We start from the raw sequence: 22,027 nt of genomic DNA, 5'->3' as shown, positions 1-22,027 counted from the left end.
ATGGAACTATTCGCGGTGCCGTGATGTTGTTTTTTACGAAGTAGCGCTCACAGCCCTCACCCGAATGTTACTTCGGTTGGCTTGTTGTTTTAGTGGCGTGATCAGGATGCAGGCCAACTTGTTCAAATAGTCGTCAAGCGGTCATGATCTGCGCTTGCACCGACTGTTTATACTGCCCCTTTGGACATCTGCATGTGATGGCCAATGCAAAATTCTTCGGGTTGCGAACAGACTGATCCGTCTGATCCCACGCACCGGCGCAACATTACATGTCCTACCTTTGCCCCGATGTTGCACCGGATACCTGAAAAGCCGAACCTTGTTTCGGCTTTTCTTTTTCTTTGAGGAAGAGCGCAAAAAAGAACCCTCGCCCAAAAGGGAGAGGGTCAAGAGCTTCGGTTCAGGGAGGAAACTCTGAGGGAGGCTCCGAAGCTATTCGACAAAGCTGTTGATGCGTTCGCTTAGTTCCGGGTTCTGAAGGGCAGCCTGGGTGATTTCGTTATATTCCTTGATCGACAATCCTTCATCCCGAATGGCTTGAACCATTTCGGCACTGGCCTGCTGACGGATTTTCTGGACCTCGGCGGGGTTGGCGCTTTTCTGGGCGCGCTTTTGCCATTTGACGTTCAGATCGCGTACCTCGACAGCCGCCGCGGCATACTCTTCCAGTTGTGTATCGCTGTAACTTGTTGCCGGTGCCGTTTGTTCGCTCTGCTGTGGCTGCGTACTTTGGGCTTGGACTGCCGAAATTCCGATCACGGGGCTGGCTGTCCACAAGGCAAATGCGACAGAGGCCAGTAATTTGCGCTTCATGGGAATACCTCTTTGCCGGTTCATGCATGTCGATGCCGGGCTTGATGCCGACCTTCATCTGACGGACATCGCCTGAAGGCAAATGGTTCCATAAAAAATGCATTTTTCCGGAACTTAATGCCGCAACAGGCTGTTGTTGAGGCGTCATGACAAAAGCAAACGACGCAACCGATATCAAATGGCGTATTTCGCGTGAAATACCTCATTTACGCAGGTTTGCGCGTTCTCTGGTCTCTGACCGGGATCGTGCGGATGATCTTGTGCAGGACTGTCTGGAACGGGCAATTCGCAAACACCATCTTTGGCGCCGAACGGGTTCCGTTCGAAGCTGGCTGTTTAAAATTCTCTATAATGTGTTCGTAAATCAGTACCGCAAAAAGATGGTCGAGGTACCGATGGATGACGCGGTGCCGGAACTCTCCGTACCTGCGCGTCAGGAAAAGCGAATGGTCTGCATGGATATCGGACAGGCCCTGGAGAAACTGCCGCCCAATCAGAAAGCCGTCATCCTTTTGATCGCTCTTGAAGGCGTCACCTATGACGAAGCAGCCGAGGTGCTCGATATATCGGTTGGCACGGTCCGATCCAGACTATCCCGGGGGCGCGACAGTTTACGCAGCCTTTACTCCGGGAAAACAAACGTGAAGCTCAGGAGGGTGAAATGATCAAGCCACATGAGCCGGTAAATGAAATAGACCTTCTTGCCTACGCCGATGGGACTCTTGATGGCGATCCCGCGCGCCGTGCAGAGGTCGAAGAATATCTGAAACAACATCCGGAACAGGCCGAACGCATCATCGCCTTCATGCATCAGGATGACGACATTCATCGTTTGTACGACCCTGTACTTGATGAACCGGTTCCCGACAGGTTGCGTGCCGTCCTTGAACAGCCGCAACCAGGCCGTTATGCACAGATGCTTATGCGAACCGGGTTCGCAGCCAGCATTCTGCTTGCGGCCTCCGGGGGCTGGTATCTTGGCCGGACGGTCCCGTCAGACGACTTGCCGCAACGCGATAGTATCGCCGCAAGCGCACTTGACGGTTATCGCAACGGCATTGCTTTGTCGGATACCAAAATTTCGTCATCGCAGGCACCTGTTGCGACCGCTCACGCATCGGGGCCGGAATGGTCAAAAACCATATCGTCAATGGCAGGCCACATCATGTTGCAAATGCGGGTGCCGGATCTTTCAGCGCAAGGATATCACTTGCAGGAAAACCGTGAAATCGACACAGACGGCGGAAATGCTGTGCAAATCGGTTATGTCAACGACACGGGGGATAAACTTGTCCTGCTGCTTCAGCCACGCTGGAACACGGGCGTTTACGATCTTCGGGTCGATGAACGTGATGGCTTTTCCGTTGCGACCTGGGCTGATGGGCCGATCACGTTCGGACTGGCTTCGGGCATCAAGGCGGGGCAGGCTTATGAGCTGGCCACGTTTATCCGAAAATCAACGCAGTCTGTCGAATTTTCGGATCCTGCACGCTTGCCCGATATACAGGCCCCCAGACAGGCATCAGAACCCGAGGTCGCCCAAAGCGATCCGGTTATCGGTTCCGAAATATCAGGCGGCGTGATTGAGGCACCTGTATTCCGTCAAAACTGACTTGCATGGGGTGTATCGTTCCTGCCCGCCTGTCGTAACAGGCGGGCAGGGTGACAATCAGGACTTCCCGAACCGTTCTTCGGCCAGCCGATCCGCGACAAAGCCGGTCGACAGGTTTTGACTGTCTGCACGTTCAAAGATTTCCCGCACGGTGTCGGCGATGCCTTCGATATGCTTGTTGGTTTCGGCTACCGGCTTGCCTTCGCGGCAATAGTAAACTTCAACCACGCCCCCGGCATTGATCACATAATCCGGTGCATAAAGAATGCCTGCCTCGCGCAGCATCTCGCCGTGGCGATCTGCTTCAAGCTGATTGTTGGCTGCTCCGGCGATGATACGGGCGCGGATTTTATCAATGCTGCGATCATTGACGACCCCGCCCAGCGCGCAAGGGGCCAGAACATCCGCATCGGTATAAAGGATTTCGTCAACGGAAACGGTGGTGGCACCGAATTCGTCAACCGCCCTGTTAACGCTGTCCGTATTCAGGTCTGAAACGACCAGACACGCTCCCGCCGCATGCAGCATCCGGCAAAGGTGATATCCGACATTGCCAAGTCCCTGAACCGCAACGCGCAGACCCGCCAGATCTTCATGACCGTTTTTGAACCGGACTGCTTCCTTCAGGCCGATGAACACGCCATAGGCGGTAAAGGGTGACGGATCGCCAGTTCGCGCCGGGTCTTTGCCGTCATTGATCCCGCCGACATGCTGGGTCTGGCTTGCAATCTGTTCCATGTCTGCGGGGCTGGTGCCGACATCTTCGGCGACGATGTATCGCCCACCGACCCGTTCCACGGCACGGCCCATGGCACGAAACAGTTCCGGGGTTTTTTGGCTGCGCGGGTCACCTATGATGACCGACTTCCCGCCGCCAAGCGGCAGATTGGCAAGGGCTGACTTATAGGTCATGCCGCGTGACAGTCGCAGCACATCGTGAATGGCTTCCTGTTCCGATGCATAAGGCCACATGCGACATCCGCCCAGCGACGGGCCAAGATTGGTATTGTGCACGGCAATAATGGTTTTTAGACCGGTGTCGGGATCACTGGCAAAAACAACCTGTTCATGGCCGTCAAATGCAGTGTCGGAAAAAACGTTCATCCTGGTGTCGCCTCCTGGCGCAAGCTCGTTATTCTGCAAGGGTGGGTCCCTTGTTATCCCTTTATGTTTGACGCCGCGGCCATTTGATCAATTTCAAAATCGCGTCTGGGTTAAAAAAGACCGTTTCCATAAAACGGGGGACAAAAGATGGAATTTTGTGATCGTGGGGGCGGTGCTTTGAAATAATCTTTCGCGTACGGAAATGCGAATTTAAGGGGTAATCGCCATTTCATCTATCGACTGTTTCGCGTCGGGTGCCCTTTTATCGATATGAACGGCACCCGAAAAACCTGCATTTCTGATAAGAAATGCCGCGAAATCGGTAAAATTGCACTGCCGCAAAAATCCATGCTGCATCGCAGAATTGCGCGGTTTTGGCCTCTGCCATGCAAAACCGGCACACTTCAATCCGGATCAATTCAATTAAATATGGAATCCAGCCGGACGATTTACGGCTCGTTAAGCCACTTGTTCCACACTCGTGGTTGGGCGTTTCATTTTTATGAAATTCCCGGTTCAGGACAAAGCGACGTCTGGGCGGACGTCGCAGGCAAAAGTAAGGAGACCGGGCGGACATGTCTGCTTTTACAGACCCACGCCAGACCGTTTATCAGGTTGAATTGCACAACCAGGCCGTTCGTGAATGCGTCAAAGAAAATCGTTCCCACGAGGTTTTTGACGATCGCTGGGCGGATGTGCAGACCCACGAAGTTGCTGCCAAGGACGAATACAAGGCACTTGCCATGATCGAAAACACCTATCCGTCGTGTGACGGTTTTGTTGTCGATCACGTCAAACGCCGTGACTAACCGGCACAACGGGATTTCCGGCCAGCAGCCAGAACAACAAGGGCGGGTTTTTACCCGCCCTTGTTGTTTGATACGATGAAGTCAGGTCTTATCTGGCAAGTGCCCGATCAAGGAAATCAAGCCGGTCCTGTCCCCAGAACATCTCGCCATTGGCAAAATATGTCGGAACGCCAAAGATATTGTCGGCCTTTGCCGCCTCGCAATTGGCGTCATAGATTTTGGCGACGGACGGATAATCGGCATGTTCAAGATATTCGCCGGATAGACCATTCTTGATCAGGGCCTCGCGAACGACTTGTGGCTCTGCAATATTGCGATCTCTAAGCCAGATATCCCCCATCAGCGTTTCAATCAGTCCCGTTGGGTCCTTGCCTTCGTCCTGAACTGCGATAATGGTGCGGGCCGCCAATGTTTCATCCACCGGGAACGAGGCGGGCTGCAAATTGATCGGAATATTCAGAAAGTCTGCCCAGCGCTTCATCTCGACCATGCGATATTCCTGACGCGGTTTTGGACGCTGTGCCAGCGGAACACCGCCGCCATGCTGCCATACATCCGCAGCCCGACAGGGTTTGTGGATTATCGGGGTGTTATGTTTGCGCGCGATTTCGACAACGCGACCAAAACCGAAAAACGACCAGGGCGACTGAACAAAGAAATAATGGATGATCGGGGTCGACATTCAAAGCCTCCGGAGGCTGCGTGTCAGCAGCACATTGTTTTTACAATAATGCCAGAGTGCCCGATCTGCTCTGTCACCGTCAAATGATCAGACGGCACATCCCGGATTTGTGATGAAGCCGCGGATTAATAATCCAGCCACCAGCTGTATTCACCCAATCCACCCAGAACAACCCCGTCAAATCCAAGTTTCATGATACCGCCAAGATAACTGTTCTCGCTGCCGAACAGAATGTTCTGCCACGCCTGTGACCAGTAATAGACATGGTGTTCCTGACCCCAGCGCGCATCAAGGTTGCCCTCGCTAATAAATTCGGGGCTACCTGCACGCCAGTTGTTCTGCCAGTAATAGCGATAGGTTTCTGCCGTTCCGATATTCAGATAGGCCAGAATGGTGCGCGGCGTGCCAACCTTTTTGTAGCGCAGCCGTTTCATGTCCTCGTAAGTCAGCGGGATCGTACCGCGATGGAACGGGTCAATGATCAAGACATCGTAATTGGTGTCGATCATCGCGTTGATAAATGCTTCCTTGGTTCCGTACGGCGAACTGTCGAGCACAATCCCGTAATTCTTCGCATCACGAATATTGTCAATGACATGCGGATTGGCGCCGATTGGCGTGCGCGGCACCTTTGCCAATGTTGAAAGCTGCTTATCAGGCGGTGGGGCTGCGTAATAAAGGGCATCCAGACCGCTTAACTTTTGGCGCGCCGCCTGTTGTGCATCGCTCTTATCGGTATAGTCGAGCGCAAAATATTCAAGCCCTGCCGTCTTCAGACGTTCCAGATAGCCTAGGATATATTTGGTTTCCTCGCTATCGGTGGGTTCACCATATGTGTCGTAACCATAAAATGGTGCTTCGATCATGATACCGTCAAGTGCACGCAAATAGTTGCGCGCCGGTTCTGCAGTACCGCGCGATGCAAACAATGTGGTTTCAAGATATTCGGTCAGCTCCAGTCCGTTTAACGCAATGATTGAAAAGTCACTGCGATAGGACTTTGCCCATCGGCTGAGCTGGATGACAAGATTGCGCATTTCATCGGCGAACTGAACATCCGGCTTTTCGGTTCCGGTTGCCTCATTCCGGTTGCCCGGTGCACTCAGGCTATTCGGGGGCGGTACAAAGGGCTCAAGCTGCTGGGCACTGGCGCTGTTTGCAATCGGCATGGCGCTGGCAAACAGGACGGAGCAGGTCGCAAGGACGAATTTCCAACGAGAGCCGAACAGTAATCTCTTGGGCTCTCTGGAACGATCATCCCTGATCGAATTCCACTCTTTTCGCCAGCCTGCTTCTGCCATTATGACCTTGCCTTTACCTGCTGTCGTGACAGGATGCCCTCGACATGGTCTGCTATTGCAAGGCATGCCGTCAATCCCGGTGATTCAATGCCATAGAGTATTACCAAGCCATCAATGCCGTGTTTATCGCGATCAGAAATCAGAAAATCGCGTGCGGCTTCGCCCGGTGCCTGAATTTTCGGTCGGACACCGGCATAGCCGGTTTGAAGGGCATTTTCGTCTAGTGCCGGATAATATTTACGAATGGCTGTCGCAAACCCGGCGCGTTTTTCTTCGGGCACGTCATAGTTCGGTTCTTCAACCCAGGTAACGTCCGGGCCAAAACGTGCCTGTCCGCTCAGATCAAGGGTCAGATGAATTCCAAGCCCGGCCTGTTCTGGTGCTGGATAAATCAGGGTGGAGAAGGGTGCCTTGCCCGAAAGCGTGAAATAGCATCCGCGTGCGTAATGCTGTGGCGGAATACTTGGTTCTGGCAGGCCGGAAAAATTATGTGCCAGCGTCTGGCTGTGCAGGCCCCCCGCGATCAGAAGTTCTGCACAGGTCAGGCTCATTTCCTGACCGTCGCGATCACGCGTGTCGATGGTGAAAATGCCATTTTCAAATTTCGCGGCCACGACATCGGTATTAAGCGCCAATGTCGCCCCGCCTGCTTCGGCTTCCCCCAGCAGGGTGACCATCAGCTGATGGGAATCGACAATTCCAGTCGACGGGCTTTCAAGTGCGGCCACACAATGGAGTGCCGGTTCGCGCCTTGTTGCTTCATCCCCGTCCAGCCACACAAGGTCATTCACCCCGTTTTCGCGTGCCCGTTTCTCGATATCACGCAAGGCGGGGATTTGATCCTTGTGGGTGGCAACAATCAGTTTGCCGGTGCGTTTGTGATCAATGCCGTTTTCTGCGCAATAACGATACAGCATATCCCGCCCGGCAACGCAGAATTTCGCCTTCAGACTGTCTTTCGGATAGTAGATGCCCGCATGAATGACTTCGCTGTTACGTGCACTGGTTTCGGTTCCGATTGCATCGTGGCGTTCAATGATCAGAACTTCCCGGCCGGTTTTGGCCAAGGCACGCGCACAGGCAAGGCCAACAACGCCAGCGCCGATGATGACGGTTTGAATATCGGTGGTCATATTGGAAAAACTGTCCGGGACTTATGAGTTGAGTTGACGGAAATAAACGGCCTGGCCCTGATTGTCCTGACCTTCGCCGGTAACGCTACCTGGATCTTCGCTGGTATAATGGCCACGCGCGGATGCCCCGTCATCGCAGAACACATACCAACTGCCAAATGGCAACGTGCCGCTTTGATAGGCCCCGCCATCATGACGCCAGATGCCTTCACAATGGCGAAGGTCGCTGTCAATAATCATCGTGCCTTCGCCCGAAGGCTGATCAAATTTAAGCATCCCCTGACCGCGCGACCCTTGCCAGTTGCTGCTGATCGGCAGACCTTCGGGCGGGGTGTTTACGGCATTGCTGTCGGGAAGAGGCGTTGCGGATGGGGTTTCCACAATTTCTGGGACAGCCTGCACGGGAGGGCGCGCAACCCCCTCTGGAAGCTGTATATCAAACCGGACAAAGAAGTTGGCACCATAAAGCTGGGCGTCTACCGCATCAAGTTTCTGGGGCGGTGGTGTAAAGTCTGTCATGGTCTGGCGCGACAATGGGTCACAATAATATCCAAGCAGGCGACTGCCGCGTGTTGTCGGCGTATCGGGATTCCATTGCCCAACAAACGATACACACTGTGATCCTTCGCGAATAAACGGCGTCATTGCAATTGGGCCGTATCGGGTATCCTGTGTGAAATTGTCACCGTTAGCAGTGCTGCGACCACGTAACCCGTCGAACATTTCCAAAAGCTGCTCGGACGGCATTTCATTGTTGAATGCAAAACCCGGGGCAGATGTCGAAAAAACGCTTTCGAGAAACAGATCGCCAGCAGCACCTTTCAGGCTGCCTTCTGCCGCCGGGGACAGCCAGCGACCAACGAATACGGTACTATTTTCACGATATTGTCTCAGAAAGACGGCGTTAACCGGCATGTCCGATTTAAATGAAAGTGGACTTTGATCGGCTGGGATTTGTTCGAATCCGCCGGTATCCTGCGCATTTGCAGGCACCATACCAATCATCATCAAAGTGCCGGCCACTACGCCGCCCAACAGGGCCCCCCGATTGGTCACTTTGCGTCCTTCCTTCATGTTATTGCTGGGGAAATCACTTTTCCCTACTCCTATCTTTACCTGTACGGTGATAGATTGGCTAGGGTCCAGTAGACAACTCGCTGTCGATGAAATTCTTTGTTCTTGATTTTTACGGGCAAAGACGGTCATTGGGGTGAGGGTTTTTTTGACCCTGGGGACAGAAAATTGCCTGAATAACGGAGCAAACTGCAATGACGGTGCAAGAGACCGGCGCAACCGGGGAAAGCGCAGGCCAACAAACCGCTACCGCCAAACAACCAGGTGCGAAGCGCGCCCATGTGATCGTGATTGGCAACGAAAAGGGCGGATCAGGAAAGTCGACCACGGCGATGCACTTGATTGTATCGCTGATGAAAATGGGTTTTTCCGTTGGATCGCTTGATATCGATGCCCGTCAGGGAACGCTGACCCGCTATGTTGAAAACCGCATCTCATTTAATGCGCAGAAAAAGCTGAAGCTGCCCGTTCCGGATCATCGTCCGATTTACCGTAGCGAACTTGAAGACGGCAATGCCGCCAAGCTTGACGAGCGTGACCGCTTTACCAGGGCGCTGGGCGAATTGGTCATGAGCTGCAATTTCGTGGTCATGGATTGCCCTGGCAGTGACAACTACCTGTCGCGTCTTGCGCATTCCTGTGCCGATACGCTGGTCACCCCGATCAATGACAGTTACATTGATCTTGATATGCTGGCGCGTATTGATCCCGATACCCTTGATATCAAGGGACCCAGCATCTATGCCGAAATGGTTTGGGATGCCCGTAAACGTCGTGCCGCGGTCGATGGCGGCACAATTGACTGGATCGTTATGCGCAATCGTCTGTCGCATCTTGATGCGCGTAACAAACGTGATATCGCCGAAATCGTCGACAAGCTGGCGGCCCGCATACGCTTCCGTGTTGCGCCGGGCTTTGGCGAACGCGTGATCTACAGGGAATTGTTCCTGAAAGGTCTGACGTTGCTGGACCTTCGCGAGAAGGGGGTTGGCATTCCGCTTAGCATGTCGCATATGGCAGCCCGGCAGGAAGTCCGTGCCCTGCTGGAAATAATCGGCTTCACACCGGCGGACGGTGAAGAGTTGCCGATCTGATATAAGCGCCCCTATATCAGGATGATCGTACACTTGCGTACCCTGAAAACTGGTTGGTGCCCGTGCCTGAAAACAAAGCAACACCCGAAACACAAGCCAAGCAGCAAAGCCGTGTTGCGTCTGATACGTCAAGCCCTACGGACGTAACCGCCTTTGTGAGGCAGGCCCGTACATTGGCGACGGTTGCCCCGGCTTCCGGTCCGGCGCAGGGACGGTTGATCTTTGCTATGGATGCAACGGCCAGCCGTCAACCAAGCTGGGATAGTGCTGCGGTTCTGCAGGCTGAAATGTTCGATGCTGTTGCCGGAATTGGCAGCACACTGGACATTCAGCTTGTTTTTTTTCGCGGTATTTCGGAATGCAAGGCCAGTGCCTGGTATCGGGATGCGGCACGGTTGCGTGACTCCATGACAAAAGTTACCTGTCGGGCCGGGCATACGCAGCTTGCGCGTGTTCTTGGTCATGTCGAAGGGCAGGCGCGCGATAAAAAGATCAATGCCTTGATTTATGTCGGTGATTGTCTTGAGGAAGATATCGATAATCTTGCTGGTTTGGCAGGGCAACTGGCGTTGAAAGGCATCAAGGCATTCATGTTTCAGGAAGGCTATGACCCCACGGCCGAGAGAGCCTTCCGCGAGATTGCCAGGATCACCGGTGGTGCGTTTGCCCGTTTTGATGCCAGTGCGGCGGATCGTTTACGAGATCTGCTTGGCGCCGTAGCGAGTTACGCGGTTGGCGGCATTAACGCGCTTGAAGAATACGGCAATAAAACATCATCGCAGGACGTCAAACTGCTGGGCTCTCAGTTACGGAAATCCCGATAATGCAATGGTTCTTGTTGGGGATAGGGCTTTTCGTCGCTGCCGGATTTATCATCAGATGGTTATCGTCAGCCGAGCCAAAGGACGTCAGAAAGATCGGGTTGTGGGTCGTTGTCCTGCTGCTGGGCGGGCTGGCAGCATGGTTGCTTCTGACCGGAAAGCTCGCCGCCATGGTTGCCGCCCTTGTTGCTGCCATACCCTTCCTCGCTAGAATCCTCAAAATCGGCTTAATGTGGCCATTATTGCGCAGGATGTTCGGTTTTGCCCGGTCATGGGGCGGCAGTGGAGGTCGATCAGGACCCTCGTCTGCCGGTTCGGGCCGGGTATCTGAAATAAAAACGGGTTATCTGCATATGTATCTTGATCATGATAGTGGCCAGTTGGGCGGCACGGTGGTGCAGGGCACAATGGCCGGGCGTGATCTGGATACACTCGGGCTTGACGAGCTGCAGGCACTTTATGGTGACTGTTGCGGTGCACAAGATCAAAGCCAGACAGTTCTGGAAACCTATCTGGAACGTCGTCCGGATTGTTCGGGATGGCAGAACTGGCAGGCATCCCGGGATGCGAACGATAATGGAAACGGCAGGGCCGGAAACGATAGCGAGCAAGCTGGCAGCGGATTTCGCAGCGGAGAAATGAATGCAGGCGAGGCCCGAAAAATCCTGGGTGTTTCGGAAGAAGCAACCCGCGAGGATATCAATCGGGCTTATCAGGTCTTGATCAAGGCGGTCCACCCGGATCATGGCGGATCAGATTATCTTGCATCAAAAATCAATGCAGCCCGAAGCCTCCTGTTACAGCTTTGTAAAGATTGAACTGAACAAACAGCGCGTTCGCTTGATCCGCGTTCTTGAAATGTGGCAGAAGCATAAGATTGACCGAATGCGGATGAGGCGGATATGACGCGGTCAAAACAGAGGAAAAAAGGCATGTCGAAGCGAATCAAGAAGGCTGTATTCCCCGTGGCGGGTATGGGGACCCGTTTTTTGCCAGCAACCAAGGCAATGCCCAAGGAAATGTTGCCGGTGGTGGACAAGCCGCTGATTCAGTATGCCGTTGAAGAGGCGATCGCGGCGGGCATTGAAGAATTCATTTTCGTAACCGGTCGCGGCAAAACCGCGATTGAAGACCATTTTGACCGTTCCGCAGAACTTGAAGCAATCCTGATGGAGCGCGGCAAGCATGATGCGCTGGAAACCGCGCTTGCGATGATCCCGGAAAACGGTCGTGTGACCTATACCCGTCAGGGCAATCCGCTGGGGCTTGGTCACGCCGTTCTGTGTGCGAAATCTCTTGTCGGTGACGAGCCTTTCGTCGTCTTGCTGGCAGATGACCTGATCCAGTCAAACGTGCCCTGCATGAAGCAAATGGTCGAAAGCTATGGCCGCACGGGTGGCAACATGGTTGCTGTTATGGACGTCCCGCGCGAGGAAACCCAGCGTTACGGTGTGCTTGAAGTCGAAGGTACCAACGGTCGTCTGGTCAGCGCATGTGGCATGGTCGAAAAACCGAAACCCGAAGACGCACCATCAACCCTGTCGGCCATTGGCCGCTATATTCTTGATCCGGGCATCTTTGACACCCTTGAAAATATTCCGCGCGGGGCTGGTAACGAAATCCAGTTGACCGACGCACTGGCCGCCATGATCGGAAAAGTACCGTTCTATGGCTATCGCTTCGAAGGCCGTCGTTTTGACTGCGGTAACAAAATCGGCTTCCTCAAGGCGACCATGTCCTTTGCGCTCGCACGCGAAGACATGCGCGACGACGTTCGCAATCTCATTCACGAGTTCGCCGAAGGCGAAGCCGCAGAATAACAGATATCAATTTCAAATATGCTGGCAGGAGCCGGGACAGACTCCTGCCAGCTATCATCACTACCAGGGTAAAAATTAATGCGCGTAGCAATGATCGGTACCGGATATGTGGGGCTCGTTTCCGGTGCCTGTTTCTCGGAGTTCGGCACAGAAGTCATTTGTGTGGACAAGGACGAAAACAAGATAGCCCGTCTCGAAGACGGCATCATGCCGATCTACGAACCGGGGCTGGATGTTCTTGTCGAAAACAACGTGAAAGCCGGGCGCCTGAAATTCACTACCGATCTTAAGGAAGGGGTGAAAGGTGCGGAGGCAATCTTCATTGCAGTGGGAACACCGACCCGCCGTGGTGATGGTCACGCCGATCTCAGCTACGTTTATGCTGCTGCCGAAGAAATTGCCGACGCTATCGAAGGCTTCACCGTCATCGTGACCAAATCGACAGTACCTGTGGGCACGGGTCGTGAAGTCGAACGTATTATTCGTGAACGCCGTCCGGATGCAGAGTTCGCCGTGGTTTCCAACCCTGAATTCCTGCGCGAAGGATCGGCAATCGGTGATTTTATGCGCCCGGACCGCGTGGTCATCGGGACAAGTGATGAACGCGCACGCGACGTCATGCGTGACTTGTATCGCCCGCTTTATCTGATCGAAACACCGATTGTTTTCACCACGCGTGAAACGTCGGAAATGATCAAATACGCAGCCAACACTTTCTTGGCCGCCAAAATCACGTTCATCAATGAAATTGCCGACCTTTGCGAGAAAGTTGGTGCCGATGTCCATGATGTGGCGCGCGGGATTGGCCTTGATGGCCGCATCGGAAAGAAATTCCTGCATCCTGGGCCGGGTTACGGCGGGTCATGCTTCCCGAAAGATACCCTGGCATTGGTTCGCACCGCGCAGGAACATAATAGCCCGTTGCGCATTATTGAAACTGTGGTCGATGTGAATGCGCGGCGCAAAAAAGCCATGGCCGATCGCGTCATTTCGGCTTGCGGCGGCTCGGTTGCGGGTAAAACCATCGGCATCCTTGGTCTGGCCTTCAAGCCAAACACCGATGATATGCGTGATGCGCCAAGCCTTGATATTGTTCCTGCCCTGATTGCTGCCGGTGCAACGGTTCGGGCATTCGACCCGGAAGCCATGGAGGAATCCAGAAAGCTTCTTGAAGACATTGTTTACTGTGAAAGCGCCTATGAAGCACTTGAAGGTGCCGACGCGATGGTGGTCCTGACCGAGTGGAACGAGTTCCGCGGCATGGATCTGGATCGCATCAAATCAACCTTGAAACACCCGATCGTGGTGGATTTGCGAAATGTATATGACCCAGCTGAAATGGCAGAACAGGGTTTCAGCTATTCCTGCATCGGGCGAGCATCAATCGGAGGCTAAGTTAGAATATGACCATCTCTGCCGGACACAATTTTGATCCTTCCGTATTGCGCGAATATGATGTGCGCGGTGTCGTGGGCGAAACCCTGCACGCGGCCGATGCGCTTGCTCTTGGCAAGGCATTCGGTACCAAGGTGCGCCAGTCTGGCGGGAAACGTGTTGCCGTTGGCCGGGATGGACGTCTGAGTTCGCCCGAACTGGCAAGCGCCCTTGTCGAGGGGATTGCGTCGACGGGCTGCGATGTGGTCCGGATCGGGCGTGGACCAACCCCGATGCTGTATTTCACGGTTTACGATCAGAAAACCGACGCCGGCATCATGGTGACCGGTTCGCATAATCCGTCAAATTACAACGGTTTCAAGATGCTCAATGCCGGGAAATCGGTGTTTGGCGAAGCCATTCAGGAACTGGGCCGGATTGCCGCCTCGGGTGATTTCGAAACCGGAAATGGCGCAATCAGTGACATCGACATCGAAGATCGTTATGTCGAACGTTTGCTGGCCGAACTGGATTGCGATGTTGCCAGACCGATGACAATTGTCTGGGACTGTGGCAATGGTGCTGCGGGCGATGTGGTTCGCAAACTGACCGCAAAGCTTCCGGGCAACCACCATCTGCTGTTTGACGAGATCGATGGCACTTTCCCCAATCACCATCCGGACCCGACGGTTGAAGCCAACCTCGTTGATCTGAAGGCCAAGGTGGCGTCACTGAATGCGGACTGGGGCGTTGCCTTTGACGGTGACGGTGACCGTATCGGTGTTGTTGACGGGCAGGGCCGTGTTTTGTGGGGCGATCAGCTGCTGCAGATTTATGCCGCCGACGTTCTCGGGCGCCTGCCGGGCGCATCGATTATTGCCGATGTCAAAGCCAGCCAGACACTGTTTGACGAGGTTACCCGTCTTGGCGGCAACGCCATCATGTGGAAGACCGGCCATTCACTAATCAAAACCAAAATGGTTGAATCAAAAGCGCCGATCGCTGGTGAAATGAGCGGTCATATCTTCTTTGCCGAGCGTTACTATGGCTATGATGATGCGATGTATGCCGCTGTGCGGCTGTATCGCATTCTGGTCCAGAGCGGCAAAAGCCTCGATGATTGGCGCGATGCCATGCCCGTGGCGGTCAATACCCCGGAAACCCGTATCGACTGCCCGGATGATCGCAAGTTCGCCCTGATCGAGGAGGTGCGTGGGCGCTTGTCCGAAGCCGGTGCCGAAGTCAGCGGCATTGACGGCGTTCGCGTCAGCACCGATGACGGCTGGTGGCTGCTGCGCGCATCCAACACCCAGCCTGCAATTGTCGCCCGTTGCGAGGCTGCCGATGAAAACGGTCTGAAGCGGTTGAAAACGCAAGTCACCGCTCAGCTTCAAAAAAGCGGTCTGTCCTCGGATGATTTCTTTGCACCGGGCAGCGGCCACTAGGCTGTTCTGATCAGGACGATAATAAAAGCCCGCTGAAGCAATTCAGCGGGCTTTTTTGTTGTGTATGTCCGGAATATTATCCCGCATCACCGGCGTTAACCGGGATGCATGCGACCTTTTCCTTGCGAAGGGCAGCACAGGCACTACGCGCTTCCTGTTCGCCACCAAATCCAAGCAGACGGGCGCGGTAAACAATGCCAGATCCGTTGCTTTGCTGTTCAACCGCTGCGCGGGTCAGGCGCAGAACATCGGGTGCTGTGCGTGCCGCGGCAAGGACGGCTTCCTGTGCGCGTCGCTGATCGCTAAATGCACCAACCTGAATGCCCCAGCCGCCAGTTTCAGGCGAAAGGCGGGCAACAACCGTTTCAGTGTCGATGCGGCCGGGCTGTTCAACCTCGTTCGCATTGTTCTGTTTGGCCATCAAAAGCTGTGTATCAGCCGGAAGAATTTTGCCATCGGGGCTGATGCGAGGACGCGGCGCGATAATCTCGCCATCTTTCTTGAGGTCAAGATACGCCTGATCAAGAAGCTTCTTCATCTGGTCATCGCGCGACCGGGCCGTCCGTCCACCAAAGACAACACCAATCAACCGGCGGCCATTGCGATTGACCGAGGCTACAAGGTTAAAGCCCGACGCATTAATATAGCCGGTCTTGATCCCGTCGGTTCCGTAATAGGACGCCAGAAGGTTGTTATGGTTGCCATAAGTACGCTTGCCATAGCTGAACTTCTGGGTACTAAAATAATGGTAATAGTTGCCGTAATCCTTCCGCAGCGACACGGCAAGGCGGATCATATCGCGCGCCGTGGTCAACTGGCCGCGGTTCGGAAGACCCGATGCATTGCGGAAGGTGGTGTTTTTCATGCCGATCTGACGCGCCTTGGCTGTCATCATCTGGGCAAACTTTATCTCGGTCCCGCCAAGATGTTCGGCGACGACAACGGCAATGTCATTTGCCGATTTCGTCACGAGCGCCAGAATGGCATCTTCGACCGAAATTTTTTCACCGGGCTGAAGACCAAGTTTCGAAGGCGCCTGGCCCCATGCACGTTTGGAAACTTCCATGCGGGTCGAAAGCGATACCTTGCCGGAATCAAGTGCATCAAACAGCATGTAAAGCGTCATGATCTTGGTCAGTGACGCCGGATAAACTTTATGATCGGCGCGATATTCATGCAGAACATCGCCGGTTTCGGCATCGATAACCATCGCGGTATAGGTACGCGCCATCGCAGCCGACGTTGTAAACACAACAGCAGCAATGATCAGCATCATCACGGACAGGGCACAATAAATCCTGCGACCTTGCAATTGCCACATCGATTGACTTTCATCATTTCTAACGGTGGCCATCGCTTTTGGCCCAAGACGGGTCTTAAAACGCATTTGACGGGCTCGGCTTTACGGTGATCCCCAAGACGAAATATGATCAGTATCTCATCGCGGCATTAAAAAAATGCTTAACACGTGTCCCGATAAACTGATTTGCCGCCTTGTTGCGGTCTCATTTTTTCGTCAGTCTCAATTTATATCCGGCAAAAGGTTAAAAATCGAGGATCGAATGCGTAAAAAAATAATGTCTGTTGTCAGTAAGATAAGAACAAAATCATCAATTTTAAGAGGAAGTGCCCTTTCTGCAGCCGGACTGATTGCTCTTTCAGCATGCAGTTTTACCGGTACAAGCGATATCGAAAATCCCCTGGTGCGCAAAGGAACCTGGTTCTCGTTTATCAATGCGGATGACATTCGAACCGCCTGTTCTGCCGGGGACGCAGAAGGACGGATTCGCCTTGTCTACAATGCTGATTATTATAAGGAAACGCGCAGCTACGATCTTATTCCCAAGAACGGCGCAGAGCAGTTTGAAATGGTGTCACGGATATTTGGTCCGCTTGATGTCAGCGAGGTGAATGTCGAGGTAACAGCACCTCTTGGTGCTTTCGGTGGTACAGAATCGCGGGAAAACCTGTCGCGCGGGCAATATCTTGCCCTAACCGACGCGCTTCAGTCCGACGGTTTCGGATATCAAAGCCGTGACGGATTGCGCCTGCATTCCGACGACTATTACTGGGTTGCGATCGGATGTTCGTCACAAAGCATCACGCTGGCAGCCTGGACGTCTGCCAAGGACGATTTGCGCGCTTTAACTTTCCCGAATGTACTGGAAAATCTTTCGGGGTTGGAAAAACCATTGCCCCAGCCGCCAGCATTCGGTACGCCAAAGCAGCCTGATCCGTTTTACAGCAAGAATGACAAGCAGGCCGAGTCTCGCTATTTCTATCGCACGGTTCGCGGAAATCAGCTGCGATAAGAATTTTCAGGGCAAAGAACACCAACAAAAATGGCACGTAATATCACGTGCCATTTTTTGTTTTCATGACTGCTGAATATAAGGATTAGCGTAACTTTCCATCTAAGCAATTGAACGAAATCCGGTTTTTGAAAATCGATTTTCGTGATTACAGATCGTCAGGTTCATCGGCCCAGATTAACGTAATCCTTCAAATAAAAATGTCACCAAAGCCACCTTGACGGGGTGTGGTTATTCCATCTAGGGTTATGTTGCGATGCAGCATTAATTTGAATGCCAAGCCCAGTCCTAGGAGGTCGACATATGGTGACTCCTCGCAAAAAAACTGCGCCCGGTTCAGCTAAAACAACCCGAACCAAAACCTCACCTCGTGCAAAGACAGCACAGAAAACGCCTTCCGGTGTCAGCAAAAAGTCGGCTGCAGCCCCGGCAAAGGCTGCGGCAGTCGAAATTACCGAAAGCCCGGCGGCGCGGCCAAAGCGTGTGGTCACAACTTCTAGTGCGCTGGAAGCAGAAGCCTTGCGTCAGACCCCCATGGAAGAACCGCCAAAGGCTGTTGCCAAGACATCAAAACCCGATGATGTGAAGCCGGAGACAAAGAAAGCATCCTCTGCCGTATCACAGAATACCGCGGTCCCGGCGAAGGCCGAGGAGGCGGTAAAACCCGCTGAGACAGAAAACAAGGCTGAGGCGAAATCGCAGGCAAAACCTGAACCGGCAAACGATTCGCAGACAAAGGCAGCCGTGACCGACATTGACGCCAAAAGTTCCCCGTCAAAGGGGCGCACATCCACCGGGGCCACGTCGGCAAAGGCCAAGGGAGAAGTTTCGACAAGTCCCAAGCCTGCCAGCCGCCCCAAGGTCATTGCCACGTCGAAAAAGCCCGCTGTTTCGACTTCAAAAACAGCAGGCACATCCAAATCGTCCGTTTCTGGCAATAAGGCGCCTGCTGCCGCTGCCCAAACGGCTCAACCTGTAAAGAAGGCTACGATCGTGACAGAGGAACAGAAACCGGCTGCCACTGTTAAATCGGCTACGGTGGCTAAGGCCGCGCCGAAGGATAACCCAACCGAGAAAGCCACTGCCGAGGTCAAGGTCACGGCAAAGCCGGCAACTGCCGCTGCCAAGGTCGATGCCCCTGATGTGACAGCATTTGGCATGATGACGCTTGAGCCGTTCGCGGAGCTCTGGAAGGCACCCGAAGTCGATGCCATGGTGGCCGCGACCCAGGATGCTTTCGAAGGCAGCATGACCGCTGCCAATGATGTTATCGCCCAGATGGCCGAAAAGTTCACCGAACAGGCAGATGTGTTTTCCGATGCCGGTACGCATATGATGGCCAGATACGAAGAACTGATCGAAACGCAGCAGAAAAGTCTCGATGGCGTTTGGCAGATGTCGACCGACCTGATGGAAAAAAGCGGTTCATTCGGGGCTGAACTGGTTTCTTGGGCGCAACGCGAAATGGATGCTTCGCAGGCTGACCTCGAAGCGCTTGCAAAGGTTGAAAGCCTCTCTGAACTGCAGGAACTGAACGAGCGTATCTTTAAACGCTATGTCGAATCCGGCATGTCGGAGGGCGAGAAAATTCAGAAAATGATGTTTTCAGCCTTTTCCGACGGGTTTGCCGCAATGAGCAAAGCCGCAGGAGTGCCGCTTAAATAAGCGCACCTGACGCAGGGCAAGGTTTGCTGCATTAACGTACCGGAACGGACATGGTCGGCGGATCATGTCCGTTTTTTTGTTTTTGCACTGATATTTACGGCAAAACCGATGAAGTTTTGCTGATGATCTTGCACCGCGTCAATCTCGGCCTACATGAATTTGGGATGAGGTTAATAAGCGTTTTGTCGCTGCGGACTTTGAAACAGATGTTCAATGACCTATCATGGAGACAATGCAGAACAAAAGGGTTCCGGTAAGCAGATTATGAGTGAACAGGACAATGACGGTGGTGGTCTCCCGAACACGGGGATCGTAACGAAGACACGGCCAAAGACGAAGAAGCCGTCCATGTACAAGGTGCTGTTGCTGAATGACGACTACACCCCCATGGAATTCGTTGTCCATGTGCTTGAACGGTTCTTTGAAAAAGGCCGGGAAGAGGCGACCGCGATTATGCTTCAGGTTCACCGCAAGGGGGTCGGGGTATGTGGTGTCTTTACCTATGAAATTGCGGAAACCAAGGTCAACCAGGTCATGGATCTGGCGCGGCAAAACCAGCACCCGCTGCAGTGCACGTTAGAGAAGGAGTGAAACATGCTCTCACGTAACCTTGAAGAAAGCTTACATCGTGCGCTGGCTTATGCGTCTGAACGGCGTCATGAATATGCAACGCTGGAACATCTTCTGTTGTCACTGACCGAAGATCAGGATGCGTTGTCGGTGCTGAAGGCCTGCAGGGTCGACGTTGACCGTCTGCGTTCGGATTTGCTGGAATTCGCCGATAGCGAACTTTCCGGGCTGATCAGTGCGCGTCTGGTCGATCCCAAGCCAACGGCCGGGTTCCAGCGCGTGATACAGCGCGCAGCCATTCATGTTCAATCCTCCGGACGCGAAGAGGTCACCGGGGCGAATGTGCTGGTCGCGCTGTTTTCGGAACGTGAATCCCACGCGGTCTATTATCTACAATTGCAGGACATGACCCGTCTGGATGCGGTCAACTACATTTCGCATGGTATTGCGAAGGCGCCGGAACTGAATGAACGCCGCATTCCGCGCGGCGCCGAGGAAGAAGTTGCGCCCGGGGCTGCTGCCGATACTGAGGAAGGGGCCGCGGCCGGTGAAGGTGAGGCCCTCAAGGCCTATTGCGTGAACCTCAATGTCAAGGCGCAGAAGGGCAAGATCGATCCGTTGATCGGTCGCCAGAGCGAGATCGAGCGCACCATTCAGGTCCTGTGCCGCCGCACCAAAAACAATCCGCTTTATGTCGGTGATCCCGGGGTTGGCAAAACTGCCATCGCCGAAGGTCTGGCGCGCCGGATTGTTGATGGCGATGTCCCCGAAGTTCTGGCCGATGCCACGATCTTTGCCCTTGATATGGGCGCCCTTTTGGCAGGTACCCGCTATCGTGGTGATTTCGAGGAACGCCTCAAGGCTGTCGTCAAAGAGCTTGAAGAGTTCGACGGCGCGGTTCTGTTCATTGATGAAATTCACACCGTCATCGGCGCAGGTGCGACTTCGGGTGGGGCAATGGATGCCTCGAACCTGTTGAAGCCGGCCCTTGCCAGCGGTTCGCTTCGCTGCATCGGTTCAACGACTTACAAGGAGTTCCGCGGCCATTTTGAAAAGGACCGTGCCCTTGTGCGTCGTTTCCAGAAAATCGATGTCGAGGAACCTTCACCCGAAGACACGATCAAAATCCTCAAGGGGCTCAAGCCCTATTACGAGGAACATCACCACGTCAAATACACCAACGAAGCCATTCGGTCCGCAGTTGAACTTGCATCACGCTATATCAACGACCGCAAGCGTCCCGATAGCGCGATTGATGTGATCGACGAGGTCGGGGCATCCCGGATGCTGGTGGCACCAAGCAAGCGCAAACGCACGATTTCCAAACGCGATGTCGAGGAAATCGTCGCCAAGATCGCCCGCATACCACCAAAATCGGTATCGACCGATGATCGCAAGGCATTGGCCAATCTAGAACGTGATCTTAAGACTGTTGTCTTTGGTCAGGACAAGGCGATTGAGGCCGTCGCCAGTGCAATCAAGCTGGCACGTGCCGGTCTGCGCGAACCGGAAAAGCCGATTGGCAGCTATCTGTTTTCCGGCCCGACAGGCGTTGGCAAAACCGAGGTCACCAAACAGCTGGCGCATGTCATGGGGATCGAGTTCATCCGCTTCGACATGTCGGAATATATGGAACGCCACAGCGTTTCACGACTGATTGGTGCGCCGCCCGGTTATGTCGGGTTTGATCAGGGTGGCCTTCTGACCGATTCCGTTGATCAGCATCCGCATGCGGTTGTCCTGCTTGACGAGATCGAAAAAGCCCATCCGGACCTGTTCAATATCCTTTTGCAGGTCATGGACCATGGCAAGCTGACGGATAATAACGGCAAGACCGTTGATTTCCGCAATGTTGTGCTGGTGATGACCACCAACGCGGGCGCATCGGATATGGCAAAGCCACCAATCGGTTTCAAACGCGAAATGCGTACCGGAGAGGACGAAGAAGCGATCAAGCGGACCTTCTCTCCGGAATTCCGGAACCGTTTGGATGCGGTTATCCCGTTTGCCAACCTGCAGCCTGACGTCGTCAAGATGGTGGTCGATAAGTTCATCCTGCAGCTTGAAGTCCAGCTTGCGGATCGGAATGTCTCGATTGAACTGACCGAAGCTGCGCGTGCCTGGCTTGCCGAGCGGGGTTACGATGTTGCATTTGGGGCGCGTCCGTTGGGGCGTGTCATTCAGGAGCACGTCAAAAAGCCGCTGGCCGAAGAATTGCTGTTTGGCAAGCTCGAAAAGGGCGGGGCGGTTCTGGTCGATATCGAAGACGATGCCGTTATCTTCCGCTATCCGGAAGAAAACGGTGGCGGATCGAAAAAGGAAAAAGATCCCGAGATGGCAAACTGATTGTCTCGTGATCGATTACCTTGTCATTAAGTTTTGGCAGGTTATTGTAATT

General features: G+C 53.8%; 21 protein-coding genes. 13 read left to right on the top strand and 8 right to left on the bottom strand.

Annotated elements, in window-relative coordinates; translation table 11 throughout:
* Positions 1-432: 432 nt before the first annotated feature.
* Positions 433-813 (bottom strand): DUF4168 domain-containing protein, encoded by a 381-nt coding sequence (locus J7395_RS18885; RefSeq protein ID WP_209223168.1) that lies wholly within the window; start codon positions 811-813, stop codon positions 433-435.
* 146 nt (positions 814-959) lie between these two features.
* On the opposite strand from J7395_RS18885, the gene J7395_RS18880 reads away from it, so the two are divergent.
* Positions 960-1,478 (top strand): RNA polymerase sigma factor, encoded by a 519-nt coding sequence (locus tag J7395_RS18880; protein ID WP_247742284.1) that lies wholly within the window; start codon positions 960-962, stop codon positions 1,476-1,478.
* Positions 1,475-2,425: a hypothetical protein gene (locus J7395_RS18875; RefSeq protein ID WP_209223166.1), complete on the top strand. Its 951-nt coding sequence runs from the start codon at positions 1,475-1,477 to the stop codon at positions 2,423-2,425. The genes J7395_RS18880 and J7395_RS18875 overlap by 4 nt, the downstream gene beginning before the upstream one ends.
* 57 nt (positions 2,426-2,482) lie before the next feature.
* On the opposite strand, the gene J7395_RS18870 is transcribed toward J7395_RS18875, so the two are convergent.
* Positions 2,483-3,529, bottom strand: a complete 1,047-nt coding sequence (locus J7395_RS18870; protein WP_062959488.1) for a Glu/Leu/Phe/Val dehydrogenase dimerization domain-containing protein — start codon at positions 3,527-3,529, stop codon at positions 2,483-2,485.
* A gap of 575 nt (positions 3,530-4,104) precedes the next feature.
* Between J7395_RS18870 and J7395_RS18865 the strand changes: the two genes are divergently transcribed.
* A complete protein-coding gene (locus tag J7395_RS18865; protein ID WP_007090314.1) occupies positions 4,105-4,338 on the top strand; it encodes a hypothetical protein in 234 nt (77 codons plus the stop codon).
* 88 nt (positions 4,339-4,426) lie between these two features.
* On the opposite strand, the gene J7395_RS18860 is transcribed toward J7395_RS18865, so the two are convergent.
* From J7395_RS18860 to J7395_RS18845, 4 genes are all read right to left on the bottom strand, one after another.
* The gene (locus tag J7395_RS18860; protein ID WP_062952071.1) at positions 4,427-5,020 is read right to left on the bottom strand and encodes a 2-hydroxychromene-2-carboxylate isomerase; all 594 of its coding nucleotides are present in this window, start codon (positions 5,018-5,020) and stop codon (positions 4,427-4,429) included.
* A 125-nt stretch (positions 5,021-5,145) separates the two neighbouring features.
* Positions 5,146-6,321, bottom strand: coding sequence for a hypothetical protein (locus J7395_RS18855; RefSeq protein WP_247742283.1), 1,176 nt, complete (start codon positions 6,319-6,321; stop codon positions 5,146-5,148).
* The gene (locus J7395_RS18850; RefSeq protein ID WP_209223164.1) at positions 6,321-7,454 is read right to left on the bottom strand and encodes an NAD(P)/FAD-dependent oxidoreductase; all 1,134 of its coding nucleotides are present in this window, start codon (positions 7,452-7,454) and stop codon (positions 6,321-6,323) included. The genes J7395_RS18855 and J7395_RS18850 overlap by 1 nt, the downstream gene beginning before the upstream one ends.
* 21 nt (positions 7,455-7,475) lie before the next feature.
* On the bottom strand, positions 7,476-8,660 hold the full coding sequence (locus J7395_RS18845) for a hypothetical protein (protein WP_231886936.1): 1,185 nt from the start codon (positions 8,658-8,660) through the stop codon (positions 7,476-7,478).
* A gap of 62 nt (positions 8,661-8,722) precedes the next feature.
* Between J7395_RS18845 and J7395_RS18840 the strand changes: the two genes are divergently transcribed.
* The 6 genes from J7395_RS18840 (at position 8,723) to J7395_RS18815 (ending at position 15,082) form a co-directional block, all read left to right on the top strand.
* Positions 8,723-9,622: a division plane positioning ATPase MipZ gene (locus J7395_RS18840; protein ID WP_062952075.1), complete on the top strand. Its 900-nt coding sequence runs from the start codon at positions 8,723-8,725 to the stop codon at positions 9,620-9,622.
* Positions 9,623-9,684: 62 nt separating this feature from the next.
* A complete protein-coding gene (locus J7395_RS18835; protein WP_348541247.1) occupies positions 9,685-10,446 on the top strand; it encodes a VWA domain-containing protein in 762 nt (253 codons plus the stop codon).
* A complete protein-coding gene (locus J7395_RS18830) occupies positions 10,446-11,261 on the top strand; it encodes a molecular chaperone DnaJ (RefSeq protein ID WP_247742282.1) in 816 nt (271 codons plus the stop codon). Before J7395_RS18835 ends, J7395_RS18830 begins: the two co-directional genes overlap by 1 nt.
* 114 nt (positions 11,262-11,375) lie before the next feature.
* Positions 11,376-12,263, top strand: a complete 888-nt coding sequence (gene galU, locus J7395_RS18825; protein ID WP_209223160.1) for a UTP--glucose-1-phosphate uridylyltransferase GalU — start codon at positions 11,376-11,378, stop codon at positions 12,261-12,263.
* 78 nt (positions 12,264-12,341) lie between these two features.
* The gene (locus J7395_RS18820; protein WP_097052374.1) at positions 12,342-13,658 is read left to right on the top strand and encodes a UDP-glucose/GDP-mannose dehydrogenase family protein; all 1,317 of its coding nucleotides are present in this window, start codon (positions 12,342-12,344) and stop codon (positions 13,656-13,658) included.
* 8 nt (positions 13,659-13,666) lie between these two features.
* Positions 13,667-15,082, top strand: a complete 1,416-nt coding sequence (locus tag J7395_RS18815; protein WP_209223158.1) for a phosphomannomutase/phosphoglucomutase — start codon at positions 13,667-13,669, stop codon at positions 15,080-15,082.
* Positions 15,083-15,158: 76 nt separating this feature from the next.
* Here the strand turns inward: J7395_RS18815 and J7395_RS18810 are convergent, their stop codons facing one another.
* The gene (locus tag J7395_RS18810) at positions 15,159-16,469 is read right to left on the bottom strand and encodes a D-alanyl-D-alanine carboxypeptidase (RefSeq protein ID WP_247742281.1); all 1,311 of its coding nucleotides are present in this window, start codon (positions 16,467-16,469) and stop codon (positions 15,159-15,161) included.
* A gap of 316 nt (positions 16,470-16,785) precedes the next feature.
* Here J7395_RS18810 and J7395_RS18805 point away from each other — a divergent pair, with 316 nt between their 5' ends.
* Positions 16,786-17,394 (top strand): hypothetical protein, encoded by a 609-nt coding sequence (locus J7395_RS18805; RefSeq protein WP_244204826.1) that lies wholly within the window; start codon positions 16,786-16,788, stop codon positions 17,392-17,394.
* 524 nt (positions 17,395-17,918) lie between these two features.
* On the opposite strand, the gene J7395_RS18800 is transcribed toward J7395_RS18805, so the two are convergent.
* A complete protein-coding gene (locus tag J7395_RS18800; RefSeq protein WP_209223156.1) occupies positions 17,919-18,308 on the bottom strand; it encodes a hypothetical protein in 390 nt (129 codons plus the stop codon).
* Between the two features lie 79 nt (positions 18,309-18,387).
* Between J7395_RS18800 and J7395_RS21110 the strand changes: the two genes are divergently transcribed.
* The 3 genes from J7395_RS21110 (at position 18,388) to clpA (ending at position 21,975) form a co-directional block, all read left to right on the top strand.
* Positions 18,388-19,059 (top strand): phasin family protein, encoded by a 672-nt coding sequence (locus J7395_RS21110; RefSeq protein ID WP_209223154.1) that lies wholly within the window; start codon positions 18,388-18,390, stop codon positions 19,057-19,059.
* Between the two features lie 264 nt (positions 19,060-19,323).
* Positions 19,324-19,650, top strand: coding sequence for an ATP-dependent Clp protease adapter ClpS (gene clpS / locus J7395_RS18790; protein ID WP_062952188.1), 327 nt, complete (start codon positions 19,324-19,326; stop codon positions 19,648-19,650).
* Positions 19,651-19,653: 3 nt separating this feature from the next.
* Positions 19,654-21,975 (top strand): ATP-dependent Clp protease ATP-binding subunit ClpA, encoded by a 2,322-nt coding sequence (gene clpA, locus J7395_RS18785; RefSeq protein ID WP_209223152.1) that lies wholly within the window; start codon positions 19,654-19,656, stop codon positions 21,973-21,975.
* The last annotated feature ends 52 nt before the right edge of the window (positions 21,976-22,027 follow it).

The organism is Thalassospira sp. A3_1, assembly GCF_017744215.1.
GTDB classification, from domain to species: Bacteria; Pseudomonadota; Alphaproteobacteria; order Rhodospirillales; family Thalassospiraceae; genus Thalassospira; species Thalassospira lucentensis_A.
Note: the sequence above shows the minus strand (reverse complement) of the source record. Positions and strands in the feature narration are given on the sequence as shown.